At 68.0% G+C, this 23224-nt stretch carries 27 protein-coding genes; 17 read left to right on the plus strand and 10 right to left on the minus strand.

Annotated elements, in window-relative coordinates; genetic code table 11:
* Nucleotides 1-26: 26 nt before the first annotated feature.
* From AB8619_RS01230 to AB8619_RS01260, 7 genes are all read left to right on the plus strand, one after another.
* Nucleotides 27-527: a winged helix-turn-helix transcriptional regulator gene (locus tag AB8619_RS01230; RefSeq protein WP_436794644.1), complete on the plus strand. Its 501-nt coding sequence runs from the start codon at nt 27-29 to the stop codon at nt 525-527.
* Between the two features lie 125 nt (nt 528-652).
* On the plus strand, nt 653-1321 hold the full coding sequence (locus tag AB8619_RS01235) for an alpha/beta fold hydrolase (RefSeq protein ID WP_436794645.1): 669 nt from the start codon (nt 653-655) through the stop codon (nt 1319-1321).
* A 188-nt stretch (nt 1322-1509) separates the two neighbouring features.
* Nucleotides 1510-1974 carry an SRPBCC domain-containing protein gene (locus tag AB8619_RS01240; RefSeq protein ID WP_436794646.1) on the plus strand — a complete coding sequence of 155 codons (465 nt, stop codon included), beginning with the start codon at nt 1510-1512 and terminating at the stop codon, nt 1972-1974.
* Nucleotides 1971-2357, plus strand: a complete 387-nt coding sequence (locus AB8619_RS01245; RefSeq protein WP_436794647.1) for an ArsR/SmtB family transcription factor — start codon at nt 1971-1973, stop codon at nt 2355-2357. The genes AB8619_RS01240 and AB8619_RS01245 overlap by 4 nt, the downstream gene beginning before the upstream one ends.
* Nucleotides 2354-2797, plus strand: a complete 444-nt coding sequence (locus AB8619_RS01250) for an SRPBCC family protein (protein ID WP_436794648.1) — start codon at nt 2354-2356, stop codon at nt 2795-2797. The genes AB8619_RS01245 and AB8619_RS01250 overlap by 4 nt, the downstream gene beginning before the upstream one ends.
* Before the next feature lie 90 nt (nt 2798-2887).
* Nucleotides 2888-3370 (plus strand): hypothetical protein, encoded by a 483-nt coding sequence (locus AB8619_RS01255; protein WP_436794649.1) that lies wholly within the window; start codon nt 2888-2890, stop codon nt 3368-3370.
* 42 nt (nt 3371-3412) lie between these two features.
* Complete coding sequence (locus AB8619_RS01260; protein ID WP_436794650.1) at nt 3413-3997, plus strand: putative immunity protein; 585 nt, start codon at nt 3413-3415, stop codon at nt 3995-3997.
* Here the strand turns inward: AB8619_RS01260 and AB8619_RS01265 are convergent.
* From AB8619_RS01265 to AB8619_RS01280, 4 genes are all read right to left on the minus strand, one after another.
* Nucleotides 3970-4980: a class I SAM-dependent methyltransferase gene (locus AB8619_RS01265; protein WP_436794651.1), complete on the minus strand. Its 1011-nt coding sequence runs from the start codon at nt 4978-4980 to the stop codon at nt 3970-3972. The genes AB8619_RS01260 and AB8619_RS01265 overlap by 28 nt on opposite strands.
* A gap of 64 nt (nt 4981-5044) precedes the next feature.
* Nucleotides 5045-5488: a VOC family protein gene (locus tag AB8619_RS01270; protein WP_436794652.1), complete on the minus strand. Its 444-nt coding sequence runs from the start codon at nt 5486-5488 to the stop codon at nt 5045-5047.
* A gap of 10 nt (nt 5489-5498) precedes the next feature.
* Nucleotides 5499-5942 carry a helix-turn-helix transcriptional regulator gene (locus AB8619_RS01275; RefSeq protein WP_436794653.1) on the minus strand — a complete coding sequence of 148 codons (444 nt, stop codon included), beginning with the start codon at nt 5940-5942 and terminating at the stop codon, nt 5499-5501.
* A gap of 28 nt (nt 5943-5970) precedes the next feature.
* Entirely contained in the window at nt 5971-6771 is an 801-nt protein-coding gene (locus tag AB8619_RS01280) for a helix-turn-helix transcriptional regulator (protein ID WP_436794654.1), read from the minus strand.
* 101 nt (nt 6772-6872) lie between these two features.
* Here AB8619_RS01280 and ilvD point away from each other — a divergent pair, with 101 nt between their 5' ends.
* A complete protein-coding gene (ilvD, locus tag AB8619_RS01285) occupies nt 6873-8774 on the plus strand; it encodes a dihydroxy-acid dehydratase (RefSeq protein ID WP_436794655.1) in 1902 nt (633 codons plus the stop codon).
* 891 nt (nt 8775-9665) lie between these two features.
* Here ilvD and AB8619_RS01290 read toward each other — a convergent pair.
* From AB8619_RS01290 to AB8619_RS01300, 3 genes are all read right to left on the minus strand, one after another.
* Nucleotides 9666-9968: a hypothetical protein gene (locus AB8619_RS01290; RefSeq protein WP_436794656.1), complete on the minus strand. Its 303-nt coding sequence runs from the start codon at nt 9966-9968 to the stop codon at nt 9666-9668.
* A complete protein-coding gene (locus AB8619_RS01295) occupies nt 9958-10152 on the minus strand; it encodes a hypothetical protein (protein WP_436794634.1) in 195 nt (64 codons plus the stop codon). The genes AB8619_RS01290 and AB8619_RS01295 overlap by 11 nt, the downstream gene beginning before the upstream one ends.
* A gap of 210 nt (nt 10153-10362) precedes the next feature.
* Entirely contained in the window at nt 10363-11031 is a 669-nt protein-coding gene (locus AB8619_RS01300; RefSeq protein WP_436794657.1) for an SgcJ/EcaC family oxidoreductase, read from the minus strand.
* Here AB8619_RS01300 and AB8619_RS01305 point away from each other — a divergent pair.
* From AB8619_RS01305 to AB8619_RS01325, 5 genes are all read left to right on the plus strand, one after another.
* Nucleotides 10948-11523: a TetR/AcrR family transcriptional regulator gene (locus AB8619_RS01305; protein ID WP_436794658.1), complete on the plus strand. Its 576-nt coding sequence runs from the start codon at nt 10948-10950 to the stop codon at nt 11521-11523. The genes AB8619_RS01300 and AB8619_RS01305 overlap by 84 nt on opposite strands.
* A 422-nt stretch (nt 11524-11945) precedes the next feature.
* Nucleotides 11946-13001: an ice-binding family protein gene (locus tag AB8619_RS01310; protein ID WP_436794659.1), complete on the plus strand. Its 1056-nt coding sequence runs from the start codon at nt 11946-11948 to the stop codon at nt 12999-13001.
* Nucleotides 13002-13071: 70 nt separating this feature from the next.
* On the plus strand, nt 13072-13596 hold the full coding sequence (locus AB8619_RS01315; protein ID WP_436794660.1) for a helix-turn-helix transcriptional regulator: 525 nt from the start codon (nt 13072-13074) through the stop codon (nt 13594-13596).
* Nucleotides 13593-14231, plus strand: a complete 639-nt coding sequence (locus AB8619_RS01320) for a nucleotidyl transferase AbiEii/AbiGii toxin family protein (RefSeq protein WP_436794661.1) — start codon at nt 13593-13595, stop codon at nt 14229-14231. Before AB8619_RS01315 ends, AB8619_RS01320 begins: the two co-directional genes overlap by 4 nt.
* A gap of 82 nt (nt 14232-14313) precedes the next feature.
* Nucleotides 14314-14595, plus strand: coding sequence for a VOC family protein (locus AB8619_RS01325; RefSeq protein ID WP_436794662.1), 282 nt, complete (start codon nt 14314-14316; stop codon nt 14593-14595).
* Nucleotides 14596-14668: 73 nt separating this feature from the next.
* On the opposite strand, the gene AB8619_RS01330 is transcribed toward AB8619_RS01325, so the two are convergent.
* A complete protein-coding gene (locus AB8619_RS01330; RefSeq protein WP_436794663.1) occupies nt 14669-16837 on the minus strand; it encodes a LuxR C-terminal-related transcriptional regulator in 2169 nt (722 codons plus the stop codon).
* A 117-nt stretch (nt 16838-16954) separates the two neighbouring features.
* On the opposite strand from AB8619_RS01330, the gene AB8619_RS01335 reads away from it, so the two are divergent.
* Together AB8619_RS01335 and AB8619_RS01340 are read left to right on the plus strand one after the other, a co-directional pair.
* On the plus strand, nt 16955-17230 hold the full coding sequence (locus AB8619_RS01335) for a hypothetical protein (protein ID WP_436794664.1): 276 nt from the start codon (nt 16955-16957) through the stop codon (nt 17228-17230).
* The gene (locus tag AB8619_RS01340) at nt 17227-17931 is read left to right on the plus strand and encodes a DUF4386 family protein (protein ID WP_436794665.1); all 705 of its coding nucleotides are present in this window, start codon (nt 17227-17229) and stop codon (nt 17929-17931) included. Before AB8619_RS01335 ends, AB8619_RS01340 begins: the two co-directional genes overlap by 4 nt.
* Before the next feature lie 162 nt (nt 17932-18093).
* Here AB8619_RS01340 and AB8619_RS01345 read toward each other — a convergent pair whose 3' ends face one another.
* A complete protein-coding gene (locus AB8619_RS01345; RefSeq protein ID WP_436794666.1) occupies nt 18094-18741 on the minus strand; it encodes a dihydrofolate reductase family protein in 648 nt (215 codons plus the stop codon).
* Nucleotides 18742-18863: 122 nt separating this feature from the next.
* Nucleotides 18864-21266 carry an MMPL family transporter gene (locus AB8619_RS01350; protein WP_436794667.1) on the minus strand — a complete coding sequence of 801 codons (2403 nt, stop codon included), beginning with the start codon at nt 21264-21266 and terminating at the stop codon, nt 18864-18866.
* Nucleotides 21267-21399: 133 nt separating this feature from the next.
* Here AB8619_RS01350 and AB8619_RS01355 point away from each other — a divergent pair, with 133 nt between their 5' ends.
* Nucleotides 21400-22560, plus strand: coding sequence for a sensor histidine kinase (locus AB8619_RS01355; RefSeq protein WP_436796330.1), 1161 nt, complete (start codon nt 21400-21402; stop codon nt 22558-22560).
* Complete coding sequence (locus AB8619_RS01360; RefSeq protein WP_436794668.1) at nt 22557-23213, plus strand: response regulator; 657 nt, start codon at nt 22557-22559, stop codon at nt 23211-23213. The genes AB8619_RS01355 and AB8619_RS01360 overlap by 4 nt, the downstream gene beginning before the upstream one ends.
* Nucleotides 23214-23224 lie beyond the last annotated feature (11 nt).

A 23224-nucleotide genomic window follows, 5' to 3' on the forward strand; every position in this document is an offset into this window, starting at 1 on the left:
GAGGTGCAAGTGGTATGTTCCTGGTCGTGTCTCGCCGTCTCGAACGCTCCGGTTGCCCGATCAACCTGACCACCGAACTCCTCGGTGACTCGTGGAGCCTCGTGGTGCTGCGTGACGTGATGTTCGGCGGCCCCCGGCATTTCAGTGGGCTCCATCGCGACTCGCTCGAGGGCATTGCCACCAACATCCTCGCCAGCCGTTTGGAGCACCTCCTCGACGCCGGGCTGCTGTCCAAGCACCCGGACCCGGGTCATCGTCAGCGCTCCATCTACCGCCTCACCGAGTCGGCAATCGACCTGGTCCCGGTGATGGCGACACTGGGCGCATGGGGGAGTCGATGGCTTCCCGTCACCGACGAGCTCGCGGCCCGGGCCTTGGTCCTCGCCGAAGGCGGACCCGCGATGTGGAGTCAGTTCATGGACGAGCTCCGCACCGTCCACCTCGGGGCGCCGGCCCACGATCCTGGCGGGGCCTCCGTTCACGAACGCCTCGCCGAAGCGTTCGAGCGTGCGCGAGCCGAGACATAGTCCCCCGGCAACGACCCGGACGCATTCGCCGCCACGCTCCGCGAGGTGCTCCGCGAGCGCCGAAGATCTCTCCAAGATCTCGAGCGTCACCGATGAGTCGGCGCCATCGCTACCGTCCAACCTGTATGGCCACCTTTGTCCTCGTTCCAGGTGCGGGCGGAGAAGCTTGGTATTGGCACCTGGTCGCGCCGTTGCTCGAGGCGGCCGGGCACCGTGCTGTCCCGGTCGAACTGCCTGCGAGCGACCCCGAGGCTGGGCTCGACGCCTACGTTGAAGTAGCGCTCGATGCCGTCGACTCGCCCGAGGGGCATGTGGTCGTCGTCGGGCAGTCCCTCGGGGGATTCACCGCGCCCGTGGTCGCCGAGCGCCTCGGCGCCGCCATGCTCGTCTTCGTCGCAGCCATGATCCCGAAGCCAGGTGAGACCGCCGGCGAGTGGTGGACCGACAGCGGCTTTGTCGAACTGTGGGGGGACCAGGAGATCGACGACATGGAGCACTTTCTCCACGACCTTCCACCGGACGTGCTTCAGAAAGCCTTGCAGCGAGGCGAGGTCGATCAGACGAGCCGCGTCATGACGGACCCGTTCCCGCTGTCATCTCTGCCGGCGATCCCGATTCGGGGGATTGCAGCGACGAACGATCGCTTCTTCCCGGTCGCCTTCATGGACCGTCTCATTCGTGACCGCCTCGGCGTGGAGCCGGAGCACATTGCCGCCGGCCACCTTCCGGCGCTGGCCAACCCGACGGGGCTCGTCGAGATGCTCTTGGCCGAACACCCATCCTCGAGCCGGTAGTCATTCCCCGTCTCGCAGCAGATCGCGAGATCTCGCTCACCCGTCAAGCGGTCGACGGCCAGGACGTCGCCGCTGCGCATCAGCAGGCCCGCCCGGTTCATCGCCACCCCACTGCGCAACCATTGGTTGCATCTCTGCTGCTCCTGTGCCACGATGACGCAACCAACGGTTGCACATAGGAGCGCAGGATGGAACACGAGACGATCGAGCGGTTCGTCGAGATCGACGCCACACCGGAGACGGTGTTCGAGGTCATCACCAAACCCGAGCATGTTCGCCAGTGGTGGCCCGACGACGCGGACTTCGATCCGACGCCGGGCGCCACCGGCCACCTCGTGTTCGGCGACCCGTCGTCGCCGGACGCCCAGGTGCCGCAGATCACGATCGTCGCCGCCGAAGCGCCGCGGTTGTTCTCGTTCCGCTGGGTGTATCCCGAGGGCGAGGTGGCGGGTCCCGACAACTCGCTGCTCGTCACATTCGAGCTGACGCCCCGGGGGTCGGGCACGGTCCTGCGCATGTACGAGACCGGTTTCGCGGACAAGGGCTGGGAGCAGGACGTGGTCGAGGCCGAGTACCGCGACCACTGCTCGGGCTGGGACCACTTCCTCCCGCAGCTCGTGGACTACGCCCCCACGGTCGGGGCGAGCGCATGACCACGGACATCGACGACGACCTGTGGTCGGCCGTGGGCGAACCGACGCGTCGGCGGATGCTCGATCTCCTCCTCGCCGACGGATCTGCGACGGCGACGAGTCTCGCCGAACGACTCCCGGTCACCCGCCAAGCGGTCGCCAAGCACCTGGGCGTGCTCGACCGTGCCGGCATCGTGCGCAGCACGACCGAAGGTCGGGAGCGCCGGTTCCGCATCGACGACCGCGAGCTCGCGCGAGCAGTCGAGCAACTCACGACGGTCGGACATGCCTGGGATGGACGACTCCGACGCATCGCCCGGATCGCCGAAGAGATCGAGCGTGAACAGCGGCACCGCAACGACCAGACCGATCACGAACAGACCAACCAAGGAGACACCCCATGACCACCATCCATCACCGCGTCGGTGCACGCACCGAGAGCACCGCCCCGGTCTACGAGGCCTTGACCACCATCGACGGTCTCGCGGCCTGGTGGACCGTCGACACCACCGGAGACGCCTCGATGGGTGGGAAGATCGAGTTCCGGTTCCCGCCCGGCGGCTTCGACATGGAGGTGGTCGAGCTCGAACCGGGTGCCTTCGTCCGGTGGCGGGTGGTCGACGGACCGCCGGAGTGGATCGGCACCCACATCGAGTTCCGACTGTCCCGCAGCGACGGATACACCATCGTGAACTTCGCCCACACCGGGTGGGCCGAGCCCGTGGAGTTCCTCTCCCACTGCAGCACGAAGTGGGCGACGTACCTGCTCAGCCTCAAGCAGTACGTCGAGACCGGCACCGGCTCACCCTCGCCGGACGACATCCAGATCAGCGACTGGCACTGAGTGCTCGACGTTCGGGGCCTCGTCGTCGAACTCGAGGTGCGACGTCGAGCTGTCCGGGAACCCAGGACCGACGCGCATCGTCGAACCAGCATGCGTGTGATCCGGCTTCTGCTCCTCGTCACGGCTCTGGTCCTGGTCGCTGCCTGCAGCGACGATGCGGGCGAGGTCGCGTCCGGACCGGCGAGCGAGGTCCCGAACCGAACGGCCGAGTTCGTGGGCGAGGTCACGTCGGTGACGCCCTTCGAGCCGATCATCGAGGACTGCATCGACCCCGCCGACGCCGACCCCGACGGCACCGTCTCCGACGCGGACCCGCTGTTCTGCACTGACGCCGACAACACCTCGCTCGGACATGTCCTCGTCGAGGAGGTGCCCGGGGTGCAGGAGGGCGACAAGATCTCGCTCCACGTGGACGGCTCAACTGCGATCTTCCTCGAAGGCGACGATGGCCCCACCCCAGCGACGTTCGCCGACCTCACCGAGCGTGCCGTCGTCGAGGCCTGGGTCGACGGACCCGTGGCCGAGTCCTACCCGATGCAGGCCAAGGCGTCTGTGCTACTCGTGAAGGCATGAGGACACCGCGATGATCGAACGCCCCCGGAAACGCCCGTCACGATGAGTCGCTCGCCGCAGACACTCAGCGTCGAGGATCGGCGAGTGCTCGCCGCCTGGGCGGCCGACTGTGCCGAGCACGTCCTGCCGATCTTCGAGCGCACCGCACCGGATGACCCGAGGGTCCGATCCGCGATCGACCAGGCACGTCGCTTCGCCGAGGGAGACCTGGATCCGGCCGAGGCGGTGCGTCGTCGGGGCGGCGATGCCGGTGCATCGGCCCGGGACGCGTCGACGCCGGCGGCCAAGGCTGCTGCCTACGCCGCCGAACAGGCCGCCGCCGTCGCGCACATGGGTGCGCACGCCCTCGGAGCGGCCGGCTACGCCGCGAAGGCGGTGGTGCTCGAGAGCGACAGCGACACCGACGACAACTTGGTCGTGCGGTCGACCGCACGACATCTCGTGGCCGTAGCGCCCGTGAGCGCGATCCGCGCCCTGTCCTCGCTTCCGGCGCTGGGGGTGAACGGCAGCGGTCCCCTCGGTCCCGGTCGTCTGGCCATGGGACACGTCGGTGACACCATCCGAGAGATCCAGCGACTCGTGGACAGCGACGCTGCTCGTCAGGATCGCGGCGAGCTGTCCGGATGAGGTGGCTCGGGATCAACGACGACGTCGAGACCCGACTCGAAGACGACCTCGCCGTGATCGCCGAACCGTTGCATAGCACGGTGCAACTGTTCGCCAGCGACTTCCGTCTCCTCCAACTCGCCGCGCACTGACGGCGCATCGCTGGCGCCGTGGATGAGCACTGCGTTTGCCCACCAGTACGTCGCCACGTGAGTTGTGGTCACGGACGTGAACCCGGCTCGGCGGAGTTCGTCGACCCATGCCCGTGCTGGGCGTTCATGGGTGTGGCGTTGCCGTTCGGGGGCGAACTGCCCGACCAGCACGGGAAGAAGGAAGCCGTCGATCACGAGCTGGTCGTGTTCGTACTCGGCCACCCCGGCCTCATACGCCGCAGCGGCGTAGTCGGCATGACCGGGCGAACGATCGTTGAAGGCGGGGACGTCGAACTCGACGACCGCCAACGAGCGAGTGCGTCGCGCCAGCTTCCGCAGCGAATCGATGCACTCCTGTGGCGGCAGTGTGTGGAGCGCGAACGTCGACTGGACGGCGTCCCAGACATCGTGCGGACGATCGGTGAACAGGTCCTCGAAGCCCGCGCGGGTGGTTCGAACGTCGTCGACGACGCGAGCGACGCGGGCGACCGCCTTCTCCAGCATCGCAGTCGACGGTTCGAGGAGGTGGATCCGCTCGCATGAGGTCGGGAGCACCGCGGCGGTGATCCGACCGTCCCCGCAGCCGATGTCCAACAGCGAGGCCGGACGACGACGTTCGTTCAACTCGGCCAACACCTGGATCGTCTGCGCGTACAGGTCGACATTGGATCCGCCGGAGATGAATCGCTCGAATGCGGCAGGGTCGACGTAGACCGCAGTGCTGGCCGGTCCGACGAGATGGCGAGCGAGATGTGCGGCCAGCGGCGACGACCGCTCCACACGGCCGCATTCCACGACCGCGGCGTTGGTGTCACCCGCAGCGAGGTGGAGGAGCGCGTCAGCGACGCTCACGAACCGGTGCCTCTTCCAGGTGTCGGTCTTGGCTTTCGTCGTTGGGTGACATCGTCGGCGTCGATCAGTTGGGGTCGAAGCCGACGAAATCGGACTCAGAGAATGACTTCGCTTCGACGAGCACGATCCAGTTGCCGGAGTTGTCGCGGATGAGTGCCTCGACGCCGTACGGTCGATCCTCGGGCTCTTGGATGAACTCGACGCCCTTTGCGACGAGCTCTTTGTGCGTCTTGTGGCAGTCGTCGACGTTGAGGCCGACGCCGGGCATGTTGCCCTCGGCTTGCGCCCGTTGCATCGCAGCGATGAGGTCGTCGGACAGTGGCTTGCTCGGCGTCGTCAAGTGCAGGTCGAGTTCGGGTTGGGATGGATGCCCGACGGTCACCCATCGAAAGTCCTCGCCGAGTGTGATGTCGTCGCGGGCCTCGAAGTCCAAGATGTCGGTGTAGAAGGCGAGCGATTCGTCGAGGTCGGTGACCCAGACAGTGGCAAGGGAAACGTTGGTGATCATGAAGCGCACGCTAGGTGTCGTCGTCGGGGGCCTGCTTCTCCTCAGTTGCGGACTTTCGCTCCACCAGACCCCACATGAGCACGTAGCAACCTGGGATCCTGGGAGCATTGCCGCCGTAGCGCCGCTGGAACTCGCTCGGTGACTCACCGACGATCTGTGTGAAGCGGCTGCTGAACGATCCGAGGCTCGCGAACCCGACAGCGAAGCAGACCTCGGTCACACTCAGGTTGGTCGACCGCAGCAGATCTTGCGCCCGCTCGATCCGCCGTTCAGAGAGATACGCAGCCGGCGTCACTCCGTACGTGTCAGCGAAGAGCCGATGAAAATGCCACTTGCTGAGCGTCGCGATCGACGCGAGCTGCTCGACATCGAGGTGTCCGGCGAAGCGGCGGTCTGCGTGATCGCGCGCTCGACGCAACTGCACCAAGACCTCTGTACTCGGACGGGCCGCCACCGAAACGAGGGTAGACAACACGAACTGGTCAGAGTCGCAGCCGGTTCTCGAGGTCCGCTTGGTCGGCGGCGGTGTAGACGACGAGTTGCATCCCTGGTTGGTCGAGGACTGCGAGCCGGTGGTGGTCGAGTTCGAGGCGTCCGGCCACGGGATGGTCGAAGAGTCGGCGTGTGGTGGTGAATGACGCGACGTCGCCGGCCGTCCACAGCTGAGTGAACCGGCTGGAGGTCTCGGTGAGCCTGTCGACGACGGCTTCGATGGCCGGGTCGTTCGGCCAGGCGGCGCGATGGAGTCGGAACTGGGCGACGAGGCGGACGAGTTCTTCGTCGTGGTCGGCCATGAGCTGGGCGAGGTCGTCGTCGCAGAACACCAGGTCGAGCAGGTGCGGCGGCTCGTCCCTGTGGCGGTGCAGGCTCGGGAACAGGGCGGCTTCTGCTTCGTTCCAGGCGACCATGTTCCAGGCGCGGTCGAGAAGATAGGCCGGGCTCGGATGCAGCCGCTCGACGAGTGCTCGCAGTTCTGCGGTGACGGCGACCGGGCCGGCGTCGACGTCAGCGGGCTGGAATCCGGCGAGGCCGAAGAGGTGGCCCCGCTCCGTGTCGTCGAGGCGGAGTGCCCGACCGATGGCGTCGAGGACATCGGCGGAGACGGCCTGCGCGCGGCCTTGCTCGAGTTTGGCGAGCCAGGAGACGGTCACGCCCGCAAGCGAGGCGAGTTCCTCGCGTCGTAGGCCGACGCCTCGCCGTCGCCCGGTGGGGAAACCGAAGTCGGTCGGCTCGAGCCGGGCCCGCCTCGAGCGCAGGAACGCCCCCAATTCGCCTGTGCGCACGGGCCCGAGGGTAGTACTCGCAGTGCCACCTCCAGCCGGGGCTTCCTGCACGGCGGGCGGGCTGCGATGGTCGACGTCGGAACCCCGACCCGGAGGCAACCTTGCCCGAGCTCCGCTCACGCACATCGACCGCTGGACGCAACATGGCTGGCGCACGCGCCTTGTGGCGTGCGACCGGTATGACCGACGACGACTTCCACAAGCCGATCGTCGCCATTGCGAATTCCTTCACCCAGTTCGTGCCTGGGCATGTGCACCTCCGTGATGTGGGCCGGATCGTGGCCGAGTCGATCGAGTCCGGTGGCGGTGTGGCGAAGGAGTTCAACACCATCGCCGTCGACGACGGCATCGCGATGGGGCACGACGGAATGCTCTACAGCCTTCCGAGCCGGGATCTCATCGCCGACTCCATCGAGTACGTCGTCAACGCGCACTGTGCCGATGCGCTGGTGTGCATCTCGAACTGCGACAAGATCACGCCCGGGATGCTCATGGCGGCCATGCGGCTCGACATCCCCACGGTCTTCGTGTCCGGCGGTCCCATGGAGGCGGGCCGGACCAGCCTCGGGGGGAGCGAGGTCCGGGTGGATCTGATCTCGGCCATGGCGATCGCCGCGCAGCCCGACGCCACCGATGAGGACGTGGACGCGGTCGAGCGATCGGCGTGCCCCACGTGCGGGTCGTGCTCCGGCATGTTCACGGCGAACTCGATGAACTGCCTGACCGAGGCGCTCGGACTGGCGCTACCCGGAAACGGCACGGTCCTGGCGACCCACGCCGATCGTCAACAGCTCTTCGTCGACGCGGGGCGGGCAGTGATCGAACTCGCGCATCGGTGGTACCGGGACGGTGACGACACTGCGCTTCCGCACCGGATTGCCGGACGCGCGTCGTTCATGAACGCCATGGCGATGGACATCGCCATGGGCGGGAGCACGAACACCGTGCTTCATCTCCTCGCCGCAGCGCGGGAAGGTGCAGTGGACTTCGACCTCGACGACATCGACGACCTGAGCCGACGCGTGCCCCAACTGTGCAAGGTGGCACCGGCGACAGATCGCTACTACGTCGAGGACGTGCACCGCGCCGGCGGGGTGATCGCACTTCTGGCCGAACTGCGACGCGCCGGGCTGCTGGATCCGACGACCCCCACCGTTCACGCTCCGACCCTCGGCCACGCGATCGACCGGTGGGACGTGACCGCCGATCACTGCAGCGAAGACGTCGAGCGCTTCTACCGTGCGGGCCCTGCTGGGCGGCGCACCCAAGAACCGTTCAGTCAGGACTGTCGGTGGGACGAACTGGACACCGACCGCGAGTCCGGCTGCGTCCGTGACGTCGAACACGCGTACAGCGACGACGGCGGTCTCGCCGTGTTGCACGGAAACCTGGCCCCGGATGGCTGCATCGTGAAGACCGCCAGCGTCGATCCTGGGATGCTCGTCTTCAGCGGGCCCGCTCGGGTCTACGAGAGCCAGGACGATGCCGTCGAAGGCATCCTCGGCGGGAGCGTCGAACCTGGCGACGTGGTCGTGGTCCGCTACGAGGGACCTCGGGGAGGGCCAGGTATGCAGGAGATGCTGTATCCGACCACCTACCTCAAGAGCCTCGACCTGGCGACGTCGTGCGCACTCATCACCGACGGCCGCTTCTCCGGAGGATCCTCAGGACTGTCGATCGGACACGTCTCCCCGGAAGCCGCCGGTCGCGGCCCCATCGGCCTGGTGCGCGATGGCGACCGGATCGACATCGACATACCCGAACGTTCGATACACCTCGCTGTCGACCAGCGCGTGCTCGACCGGCGCGTGCTCGAAGAGGCCGAACGCGGCGGTGACGCGTGGACGCCGAAAGCTCGTCGCCGCAGCGTCAGCACCGCCCTACGTGCCTACGGGGCGCTCGCGAGCTCAGCATCGACGGGGGCAGCACGCGATCTGTCGGTCCTCACCCGCACGCCCTCCACGGGAGCAGACATCACGAGCGCCGAACGCTCACGCCGTTGACCCGTCCGAGAGTGACCTGACGGCGCGGATTCGGCGCCTCCGTCTGCCTTGGGGGCGAACACGATCTCGTCGAGCGGACCCGTGACGACGCCGACGCGGAGGGCGCCGACCTCGCCGGGCGATTCTTCATCGCGGCGATCGAAGCAGTCCGGTCCGTCGAGGAGATGCCGGGCATCGGGTGGCCGATCGTCGGTGAGCGCATCGGCGGTCCGGCTCCTCGCTGACAAGCAAGACCTGGACGAACTCTTGGGCGGCGAGATCTGACCGGGTCCGAGCGCGTTCGGCCGTGCCGACCCGTCCCTTGACGCTTTCTCCCGTCCCATCCCGTACAGACCACAAACAGACCACATTCAGGCCACGTGTGGACGGGATCCGGGGGTACGGGCTGTCACGGCCAGTGGACCGAAAACCTGCGCTGACCTGCAAAGATGCAGGTCAGGCGGCATGTGGAAAACTCCGGCGCGCGTGGTTCGGGACGCAGAGGTCGGGAGTTCAAATCTCCCCCACCCGACCAAGGTAAACATGCAGGTCAGAGGTGGTTTTCCGCTTCCGGTCCCGAGTGTGGTCTGAGGCCGTCAGACCACAGATAGACCACATTCGGTGGCGGCGTGAGGCCGAGTCCGCTCGCTGCGTCGTTCCCGGGCCTCGAAGAATCGCTATGGCGCGGTCGGCCTGTTGGCGGACACGACAGAGATGAGCCACTCGACGTTCGAGGGCAGGCACGTTCTCAGTCACGCCTCGAGGGTGGACCGCAGTCTGGTTGGGTCGCTCGGTGGTGCTCGGGTCGGGAGCGTCGAGTTCATCTCCTGGCAGCGACCGCGGGAGACGTGCTGTTACTCAGCACTGGCGGGTGCTGCAGATCAACCGTTCGCGAGCGGTCGATCTGAGCTGTCATCGGTCGATGCTGATGCCGACGACCTCGATCGTGTCGTCATCCAGGAGCACGCCGTATACGACAGAGGCGCGGACCAGAAGGCCCGGAGCGATCAGCATCCGACCTCCGGATGTCCCTTCGATGATCTCGGGCAGATGATCGAAGCCCGAAGCGAGGCGTTCGACGACAGCCGGAAGTTCGAGAACGATGAAGTCGCCAACGGACGCCTCGCCGAGCGGACCTCGGTCTTGCGGAAGGTGCGTGTCGAGTTGGTCGAAGGCCGCTGGGGAGACTCGGACGGTGCGGCGTTCAGCCGCCATCTGAGGCTCGGGAGGTGGTGCCGCGGTGCTCCATGAGGGTGCGGCCCTCCCGGCGGATTCTGTCGACGAACTCGTCGGGGAGCGTCGACAGGTCAGTGACGACCCGCTCGTCGAGTAGGCGCTGACGCTCGGCGGGCGTCAGCTTCTCGAGTTCCTCGGCGCTCCAAATGCGATCATCGCTCACATCCCCAGACTACAGGTCGGGTCCGACAGGCTTGCCGGAGTCCGCCCCCTATCGCACACGCCGATCATCCGATCTCCGGAGACTCGGCGTGCGGCAGATCGGCGCATCTTCGGAGACGTCCACCGGCGAGGTTCGGGGGCACCTGGTCCGCCGGGAGCCCGTCGCGAATCCGGCGTTCGTGGGCGATGCGGATGGCGTCATTGGAGTGGGTTATCCGGTGGCGACCGGCGTGGTCTGGGCCAGGGCGATCCGCCACCTGCGGTCATCACGAACGGCGACGTAACTCAGGGCGCCCCGAGAGGCGAGGTCACCACCATCGGATCGAGCATCGTTCACGTGCTTGCTGCAGCTGATCAGAGCGACGTCGGGGCGCAGGTAGCGGATGTCGTGGACCTCGACCGATGTTGTGACGTCGGCGAGCGGGGACGCTAGGGCCGCCTCCATCGCGGAGCGGAGCTCCCGGATCCCGAGTACGCGCCTGCCGCCGAAGTTGACGATCACCGTTTCGCTCGTGTGCAGCGCCAGGAACGGCTCGACATCGGACTGGCTCGCCTGAGCCAAGTTGACGAGCTCTACGAGCTCTTGATCGGTGTCGTTCATGTCGATGCCCTCCAGTATTGCGGAGCGATCTGCTCCGCGATACTGAGAATAATGCGGAGTGGATCGCTCCGCAATACCCTGGTCGGGGTGGGTCAACGACATCGGCAGGCGCGACGAAGCGAAGTCGAACGCAACGACGAGGCGCTCTTGAGCGCCGCTCGCGCCGTATTCGCCGAGGCCGGCGTGCGTGCGACGGTGGCGTCGATCGCAGCCCGTGCGGGTGTCGGGGTCGGCAGCCTGTACCGCCGGTACCCCACCAAACAGGCGCTGCTCCAGCATCTGTGCCTGCTCTCATTGAAGGAGTACCTCGCAGCGGCGGAGTCTGGGCTTGCCGCATCGGACCCATGGGACGGTTTGGCGCAGTACGTCACGGCTGCCGTGCGCATTGGCACCGGCTCGCTCGGTCCGATCGCCGGGACGATCGAGGTCACCACGGAGATGTCGACAATCAGCGCCCAAGGTGACGCCGCTGCAAGCGAGGTGATCCAACGGGCGCGAACGGCGCAGGTGCTGAGACCGGACGTCAACGACGTCGACATCGCACTCCTCATCGAACAGTTGGGCCGCTCACCACTCGTCGAACAGATCGCGAGGCAAGGTCGAACGGACTTGCTCGATGCTGCCGAGGGCGCACGTGAGCGCCTCATCCGGCTCGCGCTCGACGGCCTACGAGCGGCCCCAGCCGACCCGCTGCCCGGCCCCGCCCCCCAATGGGAGCTCTTCACGGAACGGTGGGCACGGCCGGACCACGCCGGCCGCTCCGCGACCTGACGGAACCGGGCCGACCACGATCTTGGAACCTCGTGCCCCGAATGTGCCGGTGGTGGGCGCTCCTATCAGCTGTCCCCTAATCGCGTCTCCGAACGCGTCGAGGGCACGACAGATCGGCGCTTCTGGGAGGGGTCGCTTGTGGAGTTCAGCCTCTGAGATATCTCGAGGCCTCAGATGCACCTACAGGTCTGGTCGTGACATGCCGATGATCCACGTAGCCCTGAGGGGCACGCCTGGTCGGGACGAACGGCGCCACAAGCGCCGTGCCCCGGAAGGCTCGACGCGACCTCTCCCCCAAAGCAACAGAAGAGAGAACCGTCATGTCCCCCCGAATCGCCCCACCGTCCCTGTCGCGCCCGCACCCACGACGTCGACGTGCGCTCGGCACCACTCTGGCCCTGCTACTGACAGCCGCCTCGGCGATGGCCGTGTCGCCCGCCGGGGCGGCCACACCATCGGTCGATCTCGGGGCAGCGGACAACTTCGCCGTTCTCGCCGGATCGGGCATCACGAACGCCGGCCCCACCACCATCTCCGGCGACGTCGGGACCTTCCCCACCCCGACCGAGACCGGTTTCGGGTCATTGACCCTGACCGGCACCGACCACGCGGGAGACGCCGTCACCCAACAGGCGAAGGACGACCTCGTCACCGCATACGACGACGTCGCCGGCCGCGGACCCACGACCGAGATCGCCACTGATCTCGCCGGACAGACCCTCGTCCCCGGCATCTACGACGCGGCCGACGGCACGTTCGGGAACACCGGGGTGCTCACCCTCGACGGCCAAGGTGAGACCGACCCCGTCTTCGTGTTCCAGACGGCCACCACGCTGATCACCGGGTCGGGCAGCTCGGTCGTCCTCGTCAACGGCGCAGATGCGTGCAACGTCTACTGGAAGGTCGGGAGCTCGGCCACGCTGGGCACCGCGTCCGAACTCACCGGCAACGTGCTCCCCCTGGCATCGATCACCCTCACCACCGCAGCCACGCTCGAAGGACGCGCACTCGCCCGCAACGGTGCCGTCACGATGGACACCAACACCATCACCCGCTCCGCCTGTGCAGCGCCCACGGACACCACCTCGACCGTGGAGTCGAGCGACACCACCACGGCCTCGGAAAGTCCGGTGACGTTCACTGCGACAGTCGAGGGCGGCGACGGCTCGACACCCACGGGCATCGTGGAGTTCTTCGACGACGCCACCTCGATCGGTACCGCTCCCCTCGGCGCTGACGGGACGGCCGAATTCACGACGACCGCCCTCAGCGAAGGCAGCCACACGATCACGGTCGTCTACCTCGGCGCCCCCGGATACGGATCCAGCACGTCCACCGACCTCACCCAGATCGTGCAGACACCGTCCAGCCCACCGGGGCCGGCCGTGCCAGGAATCCCGACGACATCGTCCGCACCGGCCACGCCGACGGCAACACGAGCACCCGCCACCCCCGCCACCCCCGCCTTCACCGGCTGACCTCCAACCGGTCTTTTGCTCTCGATCCGGGATGTATCGTTTGCGATACACTTCGCGATATGGTGATGCGATGGAGTTCGCCGTGTTGCTGCGCCGGTCGCGGTCGGCTGCTGGTCTGACCCAGACAGATCTGGCCGATCGGTCGGGGATCGCTCGCCCGAACGTGGCCGCGTACGAGGCGGGGCGGCGTGAGCCGAAGTGGTCGACGGCGCAGCGGTTGCTCGCCGCAGCCGGTCGGCCACTCGTCGTCGACGAGCCGGTGGAGTGGCGGTGGACGGCGACGAGGCGTCCCTATGCCGTCGCTTCGAGGTTGTGGCGTCTGGATCCGAGCGAAGCGCTGCGACGGGTCGATCTCCCCGCGCACCTGTGGTGGAGCAGCTCGGGCAGGACGGTCGATCTCGCCGTTCGAGCGGATCGGCTGCGCGCCTACGAGATCGTGCTGCGTGAGGGGACGCCGGCTGACATCGTCGGCGTGGTCGACGGAGTCCTGCTCTGTGAGGCGTGGCCCGAGTTGGTGCTGCCGGCGGCGGCACGAGACGCGTGGGAACGCTCGATCGACGACCTCGGGCACCCGGCTGGCGCGATCGCCTCGTGACCGCCCTCGATCCGAACCAACTCGCAGTCGCTCGCTTGATCTTCTCCCTGCCCTCGGCACGTGGCTACGCGCTCGCGGGAGGAGCAGCGTTGTTGGCGGTCGGCGTGATCGATCGCCCGACCCGCGACGTCGACGCCTTCGTCGCCGCTCGACCCGGTGCATCGCCCGGAGACGTGCGACCACTCGTCAGCGAGGCAGCGCCCGCGCTCGAAGCGACGGGATGGACTGTCGAGACGATGCGTCTGCACCAGACGTTCGCTCGGTTGGGCGCGAAGCGCGAGTCCGGTGTCGTCGAGATCGACCTCGCGGTGGACTCGCCGCCGCTGTTTCCCGTCGGCGATGTCGACGGGATCCCGGTCCTGGCCTTGGAGGACCTTGCGGCGCGCAAGATCCTCGCCATCCTCGACCGCGCCGAGGGGCGAGACTTCACCGACCTGCTCGTGCTCGCGGAGCGCTTCTCGCCAGCGGAGTGCATCGAGTGGGCGCGACGCCTCGACGAAGGGATCACTCCAGCGACGATCGCCGCATCCTTCGAGAAGCTCGACCGGCTCGGAGATCACGAACTCCCCACGGATGACCCGGACCGACTCCGGGCATCGTTTGTCGCATGGAGCCACGACCTTCGCCCGACCTGAGGTGCGACGCGCTCCATCGCTCAGGTCGCGCGCGGCGTGGTCGTCCGGTGCTGTCCGTCCACGTCCGGCAGTCCGCTCCTCCTTGCCGTGTTCGGTCGCCAGCGTCCCCTCGCCGATCTTCGGGCGGGGTCGCCTCGACCACTTCGCCTTCCGCGCCGCCTCGCTCGACGACTTCGACCAGCTACGTGACCGACTCGTCGAGCGGGGGTGCAGCGATGGATTCGTGACGGATTTCGGTCACGTCCTCAGCGTGTTCTTCCGAGACCCCGAAGGACTCGAGGCCGAGGTGTGCGTTGCGAACCCCGACGGCGTGCCCGGTCAGGTGAACCCGCCTGGCACGCCCGCCGCCCGCTATCACGGCTGAACGCTGAGCCAGCCAGTTGCCCGAGCACGCGGGAGCGGGTGAAGTCGGTGGACTCGCGTCGGCAGTCGGTTGCCTACAGCAGGTCGTGGTCCCGCGCCGCTTGCACTGCGGGTTTGCGCCCGTCGACGCCGAGCTTGCGGTAGATGGCTCTGCAGTGGGTCTTGACGGTGTTGAGCGACACGTAGAGCTCGCCGGCGATCTCTCGCTGCGTCAGCTTCGACGGGAGGTAGCGCAGCACCGCCAGCTCGCGGTCGGTGAGTTGTTCGACGAGTCCGTCGGCTGGTGCTCGGTCGGCGTGCCCGTGGCGGGCCTCGACCCTCGCGAGGTATTGGCCGGCGATGCCGGGGTCGACGCACCGGTTGACGATCGAGCGGGCCTCGTCCAGGAGCGAGTCGGCGTTGCTGTGGTCGTGTTCGAGGGCCACGTCGGCGGCACTGGCCAGTGCGTACACGAGCATGACGTTCTCGGGGGATCGGCGTGCGAGTTGCACGCCGCGGAGAGCCGATCGAATCGCGGGTTCGGGTTCGGTCGTCGTCTTGGCGACGACGCTGTGTGCGAGCGCCATCTGGGGGGCTTCGCCGATCCGGTGTCCGTCGGCGAACGCGATCGACGCCTCGGCCAGATGGCGAGCGGCGTCGGGATGCCCGTCCTCGAGTTCGGCGACGGCCTCGAAGGTCGGTGTGACGGCGGCGACGAAGTAGTCGGGATGGCTCGCGGCCATCTCGTTCGCTTGGGCGAGGTAGGGGCGGGCCTCGTCGAATCTGCCGCCCATCACCCGAACGCCTCCCAGAACCATCGGATGGGTGGGTTCGGTGATCGGTGCCTGCACTTCGACCGCCGCGAGTCCGGATGCGACGTCGCCCCGTGCGAGGTGGATCATGGCGGCCAGCGCCTGGATGAGCCCGGCGTCGACACCGTCGGTGTCGAGTCGGCTCGCAATGGTGAGCGCTCGTTCGGCCTCAGCGAATCGACCCGTGACGAAGGAGACCCAGCCGTGGACGATCGCCAGTCCCTCATGCTCGTCGACGAGGTCGGAGAGCCGTTCGATGTAGCGGGTGACCGTGTAGGTGCGGCCGACGTTGAGGAGCGTGGTGGCGTTCTCGGCGACGAGGTCGGCAGCCTCCACGTGTCGCTCGCCCTGCAGGTAGTGGTCGATGGCCGCCATGAGGTCGCCTGACTCGGCGTGCCAGCGGCCGGCGGCGGCGTGGAGCTCCACACCGCGCTCCGGGGCGGTCCGCTCGAGTTCGGCACGCAGCAGATCCTGGAGGAGATGGTGGAAGCGGAACCACGTCCCGGTTCGATCGAGCGCGATCACCAACTGGTTCGACGAGGCCAGGTCGCTGAGCCACGCAGCGCCGTCATCGACGCCGCAGACCTGCTCGATCTGTGGTCCCGACACCCGGTCGAGGATCGACACCTCGAGGAGGCGGCGGCGTTCTTCCTCGTCGATCGAGTCGAGGAACTCATCGGTCAGGTAGTCCGCCACGAGTTGGTCGTCGCCCTGGAACGAGTCGACGAAGCCGTCGATGTCGTCCTCGCCACGCAGTGAGAGCCCGGCGAGCACGAGACCGGCGGCCCAGCCCTCGGTCCGTCGGTGAAGGCGATCGACGGCCTCCGGTCGCATCCCGGTGGACGCGGCGTCGAGCAGCCAGCTCGCCTCGTCGGTGTCGAACCGGAGGTCGTCGGCGCGGATCTCGGTGAGCTGGTCGCGGACTCGGAGTCGGCCGAGACGGAACGGCGGATCGACACGCGTGGACACCACGAGGAGCAGGTTCGGCGGTCGGAGTGTGATGAGTCGTTCGACGCTGTGGTGGACGTCGGGGTTGGTGATGAGGTGGTAGTCGTCGATCACGAGCACGACCTCGTCTCCGGCTGCACTGGCCTCGTTCACGACCGCGCCGACCACGGTGTCGAACCCGTCACCCTGAGCAGAGCGCACCGCGTCGGGAAGCGCCGGCACCGACTCGTGCAGCGCTGCAGCGACGTAGGTCCAGAAGCCGGCCGGGTCGTTGTCGCTCTCGTCGATCTGCAACCAGCCGGCCCGTGTCGAGCGTGCGTCGAGCCACCCGTCGATCAACGTCGACTTTCCTGACCCTGCCGGTGCGCTCACCAACACGACACCCCGGCCTGCGTCGACGGAGCTGTCGAGGAGATCGATCAGCCGGGCGCGCCGGAGGTACCGGCCTGGCGGCCGAGGCGGGGTGATCTTGGTGGCGGTGACGCCCGCATCCGGACCGGCCATGAACGCAGGCTAGGGCAGCCCGAACACGGCCTGGTCCCGCGCGCTCGGGCGGGTCACCCGGGTGAGATCACCCGCGGGATGATGTCTGCTCACCCCGGCCGGGTGGAGCATCGAGTCATGCCCCGACCGGCCCGCTACGAGATAGAGATCCGTGGCCGAGCGACCCAGCGGATCCTCCACCCCGTCATCGACGACTTCGAGATCTCACCGACCGAGCACGGCACCCGCCTCGTCGGTGAGGTCCGCGACCCATCTCACCTCAACGGCCTGCTCGCACACTTCACCTCGATGAACGTCGACGTCGTCGCACTCCGAAGCCTCGACCACCCCGGTCCCACCCCGCCCGAATCTCCACACCGATCCAACACACCGACGAAAGGCATCACGTCATGACCATCACCGAATCCACCGCACCACCGACCGCCGACTCGGGGCGATTGCAGCGCATCGGCGGCGCCGCCGCCCTGCTTGCCGCCGGCACGTTCGGCTACGGCATCGTCATGTTCGCGACCACCTTCGCCGACTACACCGATCCCGACGCCACCCCGGCCGACTCGGTGGAGTTCCTCGTCGACCACCAAGGAGCGCTCCTCGCCTGGTACATCGGCATCTTCATCGTCTTCGGCGCGGCGCTCGTCCCTCTCGGTCTGGCCCTGCGCGAACGCTTTGCTGACCGAACATCCACATTGGCGAACACGGCGATGGTGTTCGCAGCCATCTGGGCTGCGCTGATGTTCGCCACCGGCATGATCTCCAACATCGGGATCGAGTCGGTCGCCGACCTCGCCGAATCGGACCCCGACGGCGCCGTGACGGTCTGGTCGACGATCGACGCCGTCACGAACGGCCTCGGTGGCGGCAACGAGCTCGTCGGCGGCATTTGGATCCTGCTCGTGTCCATCGCCGGACTGATCACCGCTGGTCTGCCGCGCTGGCTCAACTGGGTCGGTGTCGTCACCGCCGTCGCCGGAGTCGTCACCGTGGTTCCCGACTTCGAGGCCGTGGAAATGGTCTTCGGTCTCGGCTCGATCATCTGGTTCGTCGGCGTGGGCATCATGCTGCGCCACACTGCGAGCTCGCCGGTGGCGTCATGACCGCCGCGGGTCGCATCCAGGGGACCGAGCCCGCCGCCGGCATCTGCGTTCGGTCCGTTGACGGGTGAGGGCGCCGTGGGCCGACGGGTTGGCCCACAACCGACCCGTACCTGGCCGACCTTGTCGAACGTGTGGGTGAGATCGGGGGCCGGCGTGGGCGAGTCAGCGCCGCCAGAAGAGGTGATGGGTGATCCCGCTTGGGCTCGGGATCGTCTCGTGATGGAAGCGATCGCGTAGCTCGTCGGGTGAGTCCCAGAGCTTGCCACCGCGACCGATCTCGACGGGGGCGACGGCGACGTGCATGGTGTCGACGAGGTCTGCGTCGAGGAACGAACGAACGGTGGACACGCCGCCGCCGAGGCGAACGTCTTTGCCGTCGGCGGCGGTCTTCGCCAACTGCAGCGCTTCAGCTGGTGGGGCGTCGACGAAGTGGAAGGTCGTGTCCGACAGCGAGAAGGTCGGCCGGGTGTGGTGGGTCAGCACGAAGACCGGTGTGTGGAACGGTGGCGTGTCGCCCCACCAGCCGTTCCACTCGAGGTCCTCCCACGGCCCCTTCTGTGGCCCGAACTTGCCGCGTCCCATGATCTCCGCACCGATGTTGTTGGTGAAGTCGCGGGTGAAGTAGTCGTCGAGGCCGCGTGTGCCACCCGGGTCGGTGCGGTTGGGCCAATGGGCCGTCGCCCCGGCCCACGAGGACAGGGCCGCCGGATCCGCGTGGCCAAAGGGTCGCTCGATGCTCTGGCCCTCGCCGGTGCCGTATCCATCGGTGGAGAGCATGAAGTTCTGCACTCGGAGTAGTTGTTCGGTCATCGGGATCGCTCCTTCGGGGACGCTGTCGCCCTGTCTCTACGGCTTGGCCGTCACGGCACACTCTGCACGTTGATGGTTGGACGAGGAAGGAACCCGGAATTCATCGCGGCTCGGCTCCACGGTCAGGCCTTCGAGGCGACGGGCTGTAGCGGACGGTGTGTCGGCTGCTCGTCCCCTGTGGCGACGGTCGGCTGAGTGGGCTCGACCTCCAGGTGCGGCAGGAGCCGGTCGAGCCACTTCGGGATCCACCAGTTGCGGTCGCCGAGGAGCTCCATCGTGGCGGGGACGACCACCATGCGGACGAGGGTCGCATCGAGGAAGACAGCGACGGCGAGACCGAGACCGAAGATCTTGAGCTCTCGCATGTCCTCGAGCGTGAACGACGCGAAGACGACGACCATGATGGCGGCAGCTGCGGTGATCACCCGGGCGGTCGAGGCGACGCCGTCGGCGACGGACGTATTGGCGTCGCCGGTCCGCAGGTACTCCTCGCGGATGCGCGAGAGCAGCAGGACCTCGTAGTCCATCGAGAGTCCGAAGACGATCGCGAAGAGCATCATCGGGATGAACGGGTTGATCGGCCCGCCCTCGATGCCGATGAGCCCACTGGCCCAGCCCCACTGGAAGACGGCGACGACGATGCCGTAGGCGGCGCCGATGGTGAGGACGTTCATGAGGACGGCCTTCAGCGGAACCAGCAGCGACCGGAAGACGATCAGCAGCAGCACGAACGACAGGGCCAGGACAGCGCCGAAGAAGACGAGCATCCGCTTGGCGAGGTAGTCGGTGATGTCGATGGCGATCGCGGCGCCTCCGGTGACCTCGACGTCGAGGCCGGTGCCGGCCGTCGCGGAGGGGATGACGTCGGCGCGGAGATGACGGACGAGCGCGGTGGTGGCCTCGTCCTGGGGAGCGGACGTGGCGACCAGGCTCATGAGGTAGGCGCCTGGCTGGGCCGGGTCGTCTGCGATCGGAGCGGTGACGGCGGCGACGCCGTCGGTGCGCACCAGGGCGGCGTGGAGGGCGGCGACCGAGTCGGCGGACTCGCCGATGATGGTGATGAGGAACGGGCCGTTGAACCCGTCGCCGAACCCCTCGGCGAGGAGGTCGTAGGCCTGTCGGGTGTCGGTGCCCTCGGGGAAGTTCCCTTCGTCGGCCCAGCCGAGGCGAAGGCTGGCGATCGGTGCAGCGAGGAGGAACAGCACGGCGCTCGCGCCGATCAGCCAGCGGAGCGGGTTGCGTTGGATGGTGCGGCTCCACCGGTAGGCGAGGGTGGCCTCGGTCGGCTTCGCGGCCCGTCGAGGAACGGCGCGCCGCAGCGGCCGGACCGCCAGGCTGGCGAGCAGAGTGACGACGGCCAAGGCGCCACCGAAGGCGGCGAGCGGCGCCGACCCGATGCCGAGCCCGAACAGGGCGACGGACGTGAAGCCGGCGGCGATGAGGCCGCGCCAACGGGTGAGCTCGACCCGCTCGCGGGCGAAGCCGAGCAGCGCCGGGAGCAGCGTGGTGGACGTGAACATGGTGGCGAGCACCGTGGCGGAGACGCCGATGCCCATGCCGCCGACCGATCCGACGCCGACGAGGAGCAGGCCGAGCATCGAGATCATCACGGTGGTGCCGGCGAGGATCACGGCTCGCCCGGCGGACTCCATGGCGATCACGGTCGACGTACGGGCCGAGTGTCCGGCGTGGAGGCCGTCCCGGTAGCGGGACACGATGAAGAGGGCGTAGTCGATGCCGACGCCGAGGCCGATCATGATGCCGAGGACGGTGGCGTCGGTGGGGATGGTGAAGACGTTGCTCAGGAGCAGGGTCAACCCCATGCCGGCGGCGACGCCGCCGAGCGCGACGGCGATCGGGAGGCCCATGGCGAGCACCGACCCGAACGCCAGGATCAGGACGATCATGGCGAAGGCGAGGCCGAGGAGCTCGGTCTGCGGGGGCTCGATCACCGCCAGGTACTGGCCGCCCGCGAAGACCTCGAGGCCGTCGATCTCCGGAGCGTGTTCGCTGATCGCCTTGCCGAGCAGGCCGGACTCGGAGTCGTCGACGTCAGCGGCCAGGTTGACCTGGGCGAAGGCCACCCGGCCGGCCAGGGGACCATCGCGGGCGATCTGGCTCTGGCCGCGCTCGGCATAGGGCGACACCACCGTCGCGCCCGGGTGCTGCGGTTCACCGGCGTCGTCGGGGAACCCGGCGTCGACGGTTGCGAACAGTGCTTCCATGGCGGCCCGGACCTCGGGGTCGTCGACGCCCTGGGTCGCCTGGAACACGATCGTGCCGGTCTGCCCGCCGGTGCCGAGCTCGGGGAAGTGCTCCGCCAGTACGTCGAACCCGGCGGCGCTGCCGGAGCCGGGCACCTGGGCGTTGGCGCTGAACTGTGAGCCGAGCGCGCCAGCGGTGCCGAAGATGACGACGAAGGCGACGAGCCAGAGCCCGATGGCCTTGCGCCGGTGGTCGAAGCACCAGCCGCCGACGCGGCCGAGGAGTGACGTTTGACGTTGGGTTGCTGCTGTCGTTGGCATGCACCCATGGTCGTGATGTCCGACGCACGCCACATCGGGTCTCCGGCCATTCGACACCCGTCGATGGGACGGTCGTGATCTCGTCCTTTCGGCCGATCCGCTGGCGCGTGCACTTCCGTAGGGTGGAACCGTGATCCGGGAAGCGGCTCGTTCGTTGTGGGCCGAGCCCCGTGTCCCCGATGCGCCACGGCGGGTCTGGCGGGACTGGGTCCTCGTCGCGGCTCTTGCACCGATCGCGGTGCTGGAGGCACTGCTGCGGGAGGACCTGGTGTGGCCGGTCGTTTCCGTCGCCCTCGCGCTGGTCCTGCTCCCGACGTTGCTGTGGCGACGGACGCACCCGCTCCAGTCCGTTGCCGCCGCCTTCGGCCTCGTCGCCATCGTGCAGGCCGTCTCGCTCATCGTCGGCGACGAGTGGGAGGGGCTGGGTGCCATGGTCTTCGTGATCTTGCTGGTGTACGCGCTGTTCCGATGGGGCTCGGGTCGCGACGCCGTGCTCGGGCTCGCGATCGTGTCGATCCCGGTAGTCCTCGACGCCTCCGATGCCATGATGCACCCGGACGTGACCCCGCCAGGCGAGGTGGCACAAGGGGCCTTGTTCGTGCTGCTCGTCGCGGCCGTCGGTGCCTCGGTCCGCTATTCGGACAACGCTCGCCGCCGGGGAATGGATCAGGTGAAGCTCCTCGAGCGAGAGCAGTTGGCGCGCGAACTCCACGACACCGTCGCCCACCATGTCTCGGCCATCGCCATCCGGGCGCAGGCCGGCCGCGTCGTGGCCTCCACGGATCCGGCCGCCGCGATGGAGGCGCTGGCCGTCATCGAGCAGGAGGCCTCTCGGACGCTCGCGGAGATGCGCACGATGGTCGGCGCCCTCCGGCAGGGCGAGGAACCGGACCTCGCACCGCAACGCGGCATCGCCCAGGTCGAAGACCTCGCCACCAGCGCCGGCGAAGGGCCGCGGGTCGACGTCGAGCTGTCCGGGGACCTCGACGGGCTACCGCCTTCTGTCGGTGCCGCCGTCTTCCGACTCGCTCAGGAGTCGATCACCAATGCCGTGCGCCACGCCCGCCACGCCACACGCGTCGAGGTGGTGGTGCGGGGCGAGTCCGACTGTGTCCGGATGACGGTGCACGACGACGGCGACCCGGGACCGTTCGATCCCAGGACGGCGACCGGGTTCGGGCTGGTGGGGATGGCCGAACGAGCGAAGCTGCTGGGCGGCACCCTCGAAGCGGGCCCGACCCGGAACAAGGGATGGGCCGTCACCGCCGTGCTCCCGCGAGGCACTCGCTCATGAGCATCCGCGTCCTGCTCGCCGATGACCAGGAGATCATCCGGACCGGGCTCCGGATGATCTTGAACGCCCAGCCGGACATCGTGGTCGTCGGCGAGGCCGCCGACGGCGGCGAAGCCGTCACGCTGGCCCAGCAACTCCGCCCCGACGTCTGCCTGTTCGACATCCGGATGCCCGGCCTCGACGGAATCGAGGCAACCCGTCAGCTGGCCGGACCCGACGTCGCCGAGCCGCTGGCCGTGGTCGTCATCACCACCTTCGATCTCGACGAGTACGTCCATGGCGCCCTCAAGGCGGGAGCGCGGGGGTTCCTGTTGAAGGACGCCGGTCCCGAGTTGCTCGTACAGGCCATCGAGGCCGCGGCCAACGGCGACGCGCTCATCGCACCGAGCGTCACCGCGCGCTTGCTCGCCACGTTCGCCCACCGTGACGAGGACATACCGCCGGCGCAGCCCGTCGCTCCACTGACCGACCGGGAGGAAGAGGTGCTGCTGTCGGTTGCACGGGGCCGCACCAACGCCGAGATCGCCACCGACCTGTTCATCAGCGTCAGCACGGTCAAGACCCACCTCAGCAGCTTGATGAACAAGCTCGGCGCCCGGAACCGGGTCGAGATCGCCATGTGGGCGTACGAGACCGGCCGCCTCGGTGCCTGACAGCCAACCCG

This window comes from Actinospongiicola halichondriae, assembly GCF_049103745.1.
In the GTDB taxonomy this organism is placed as follows: Bacteria; Actinomycetota; Acidimicrobiia; order Acidimicrobiales; family Salinilacustritrichaceae; genus Salinilacustrithrix; species Salinilacustrithrix halichondriae.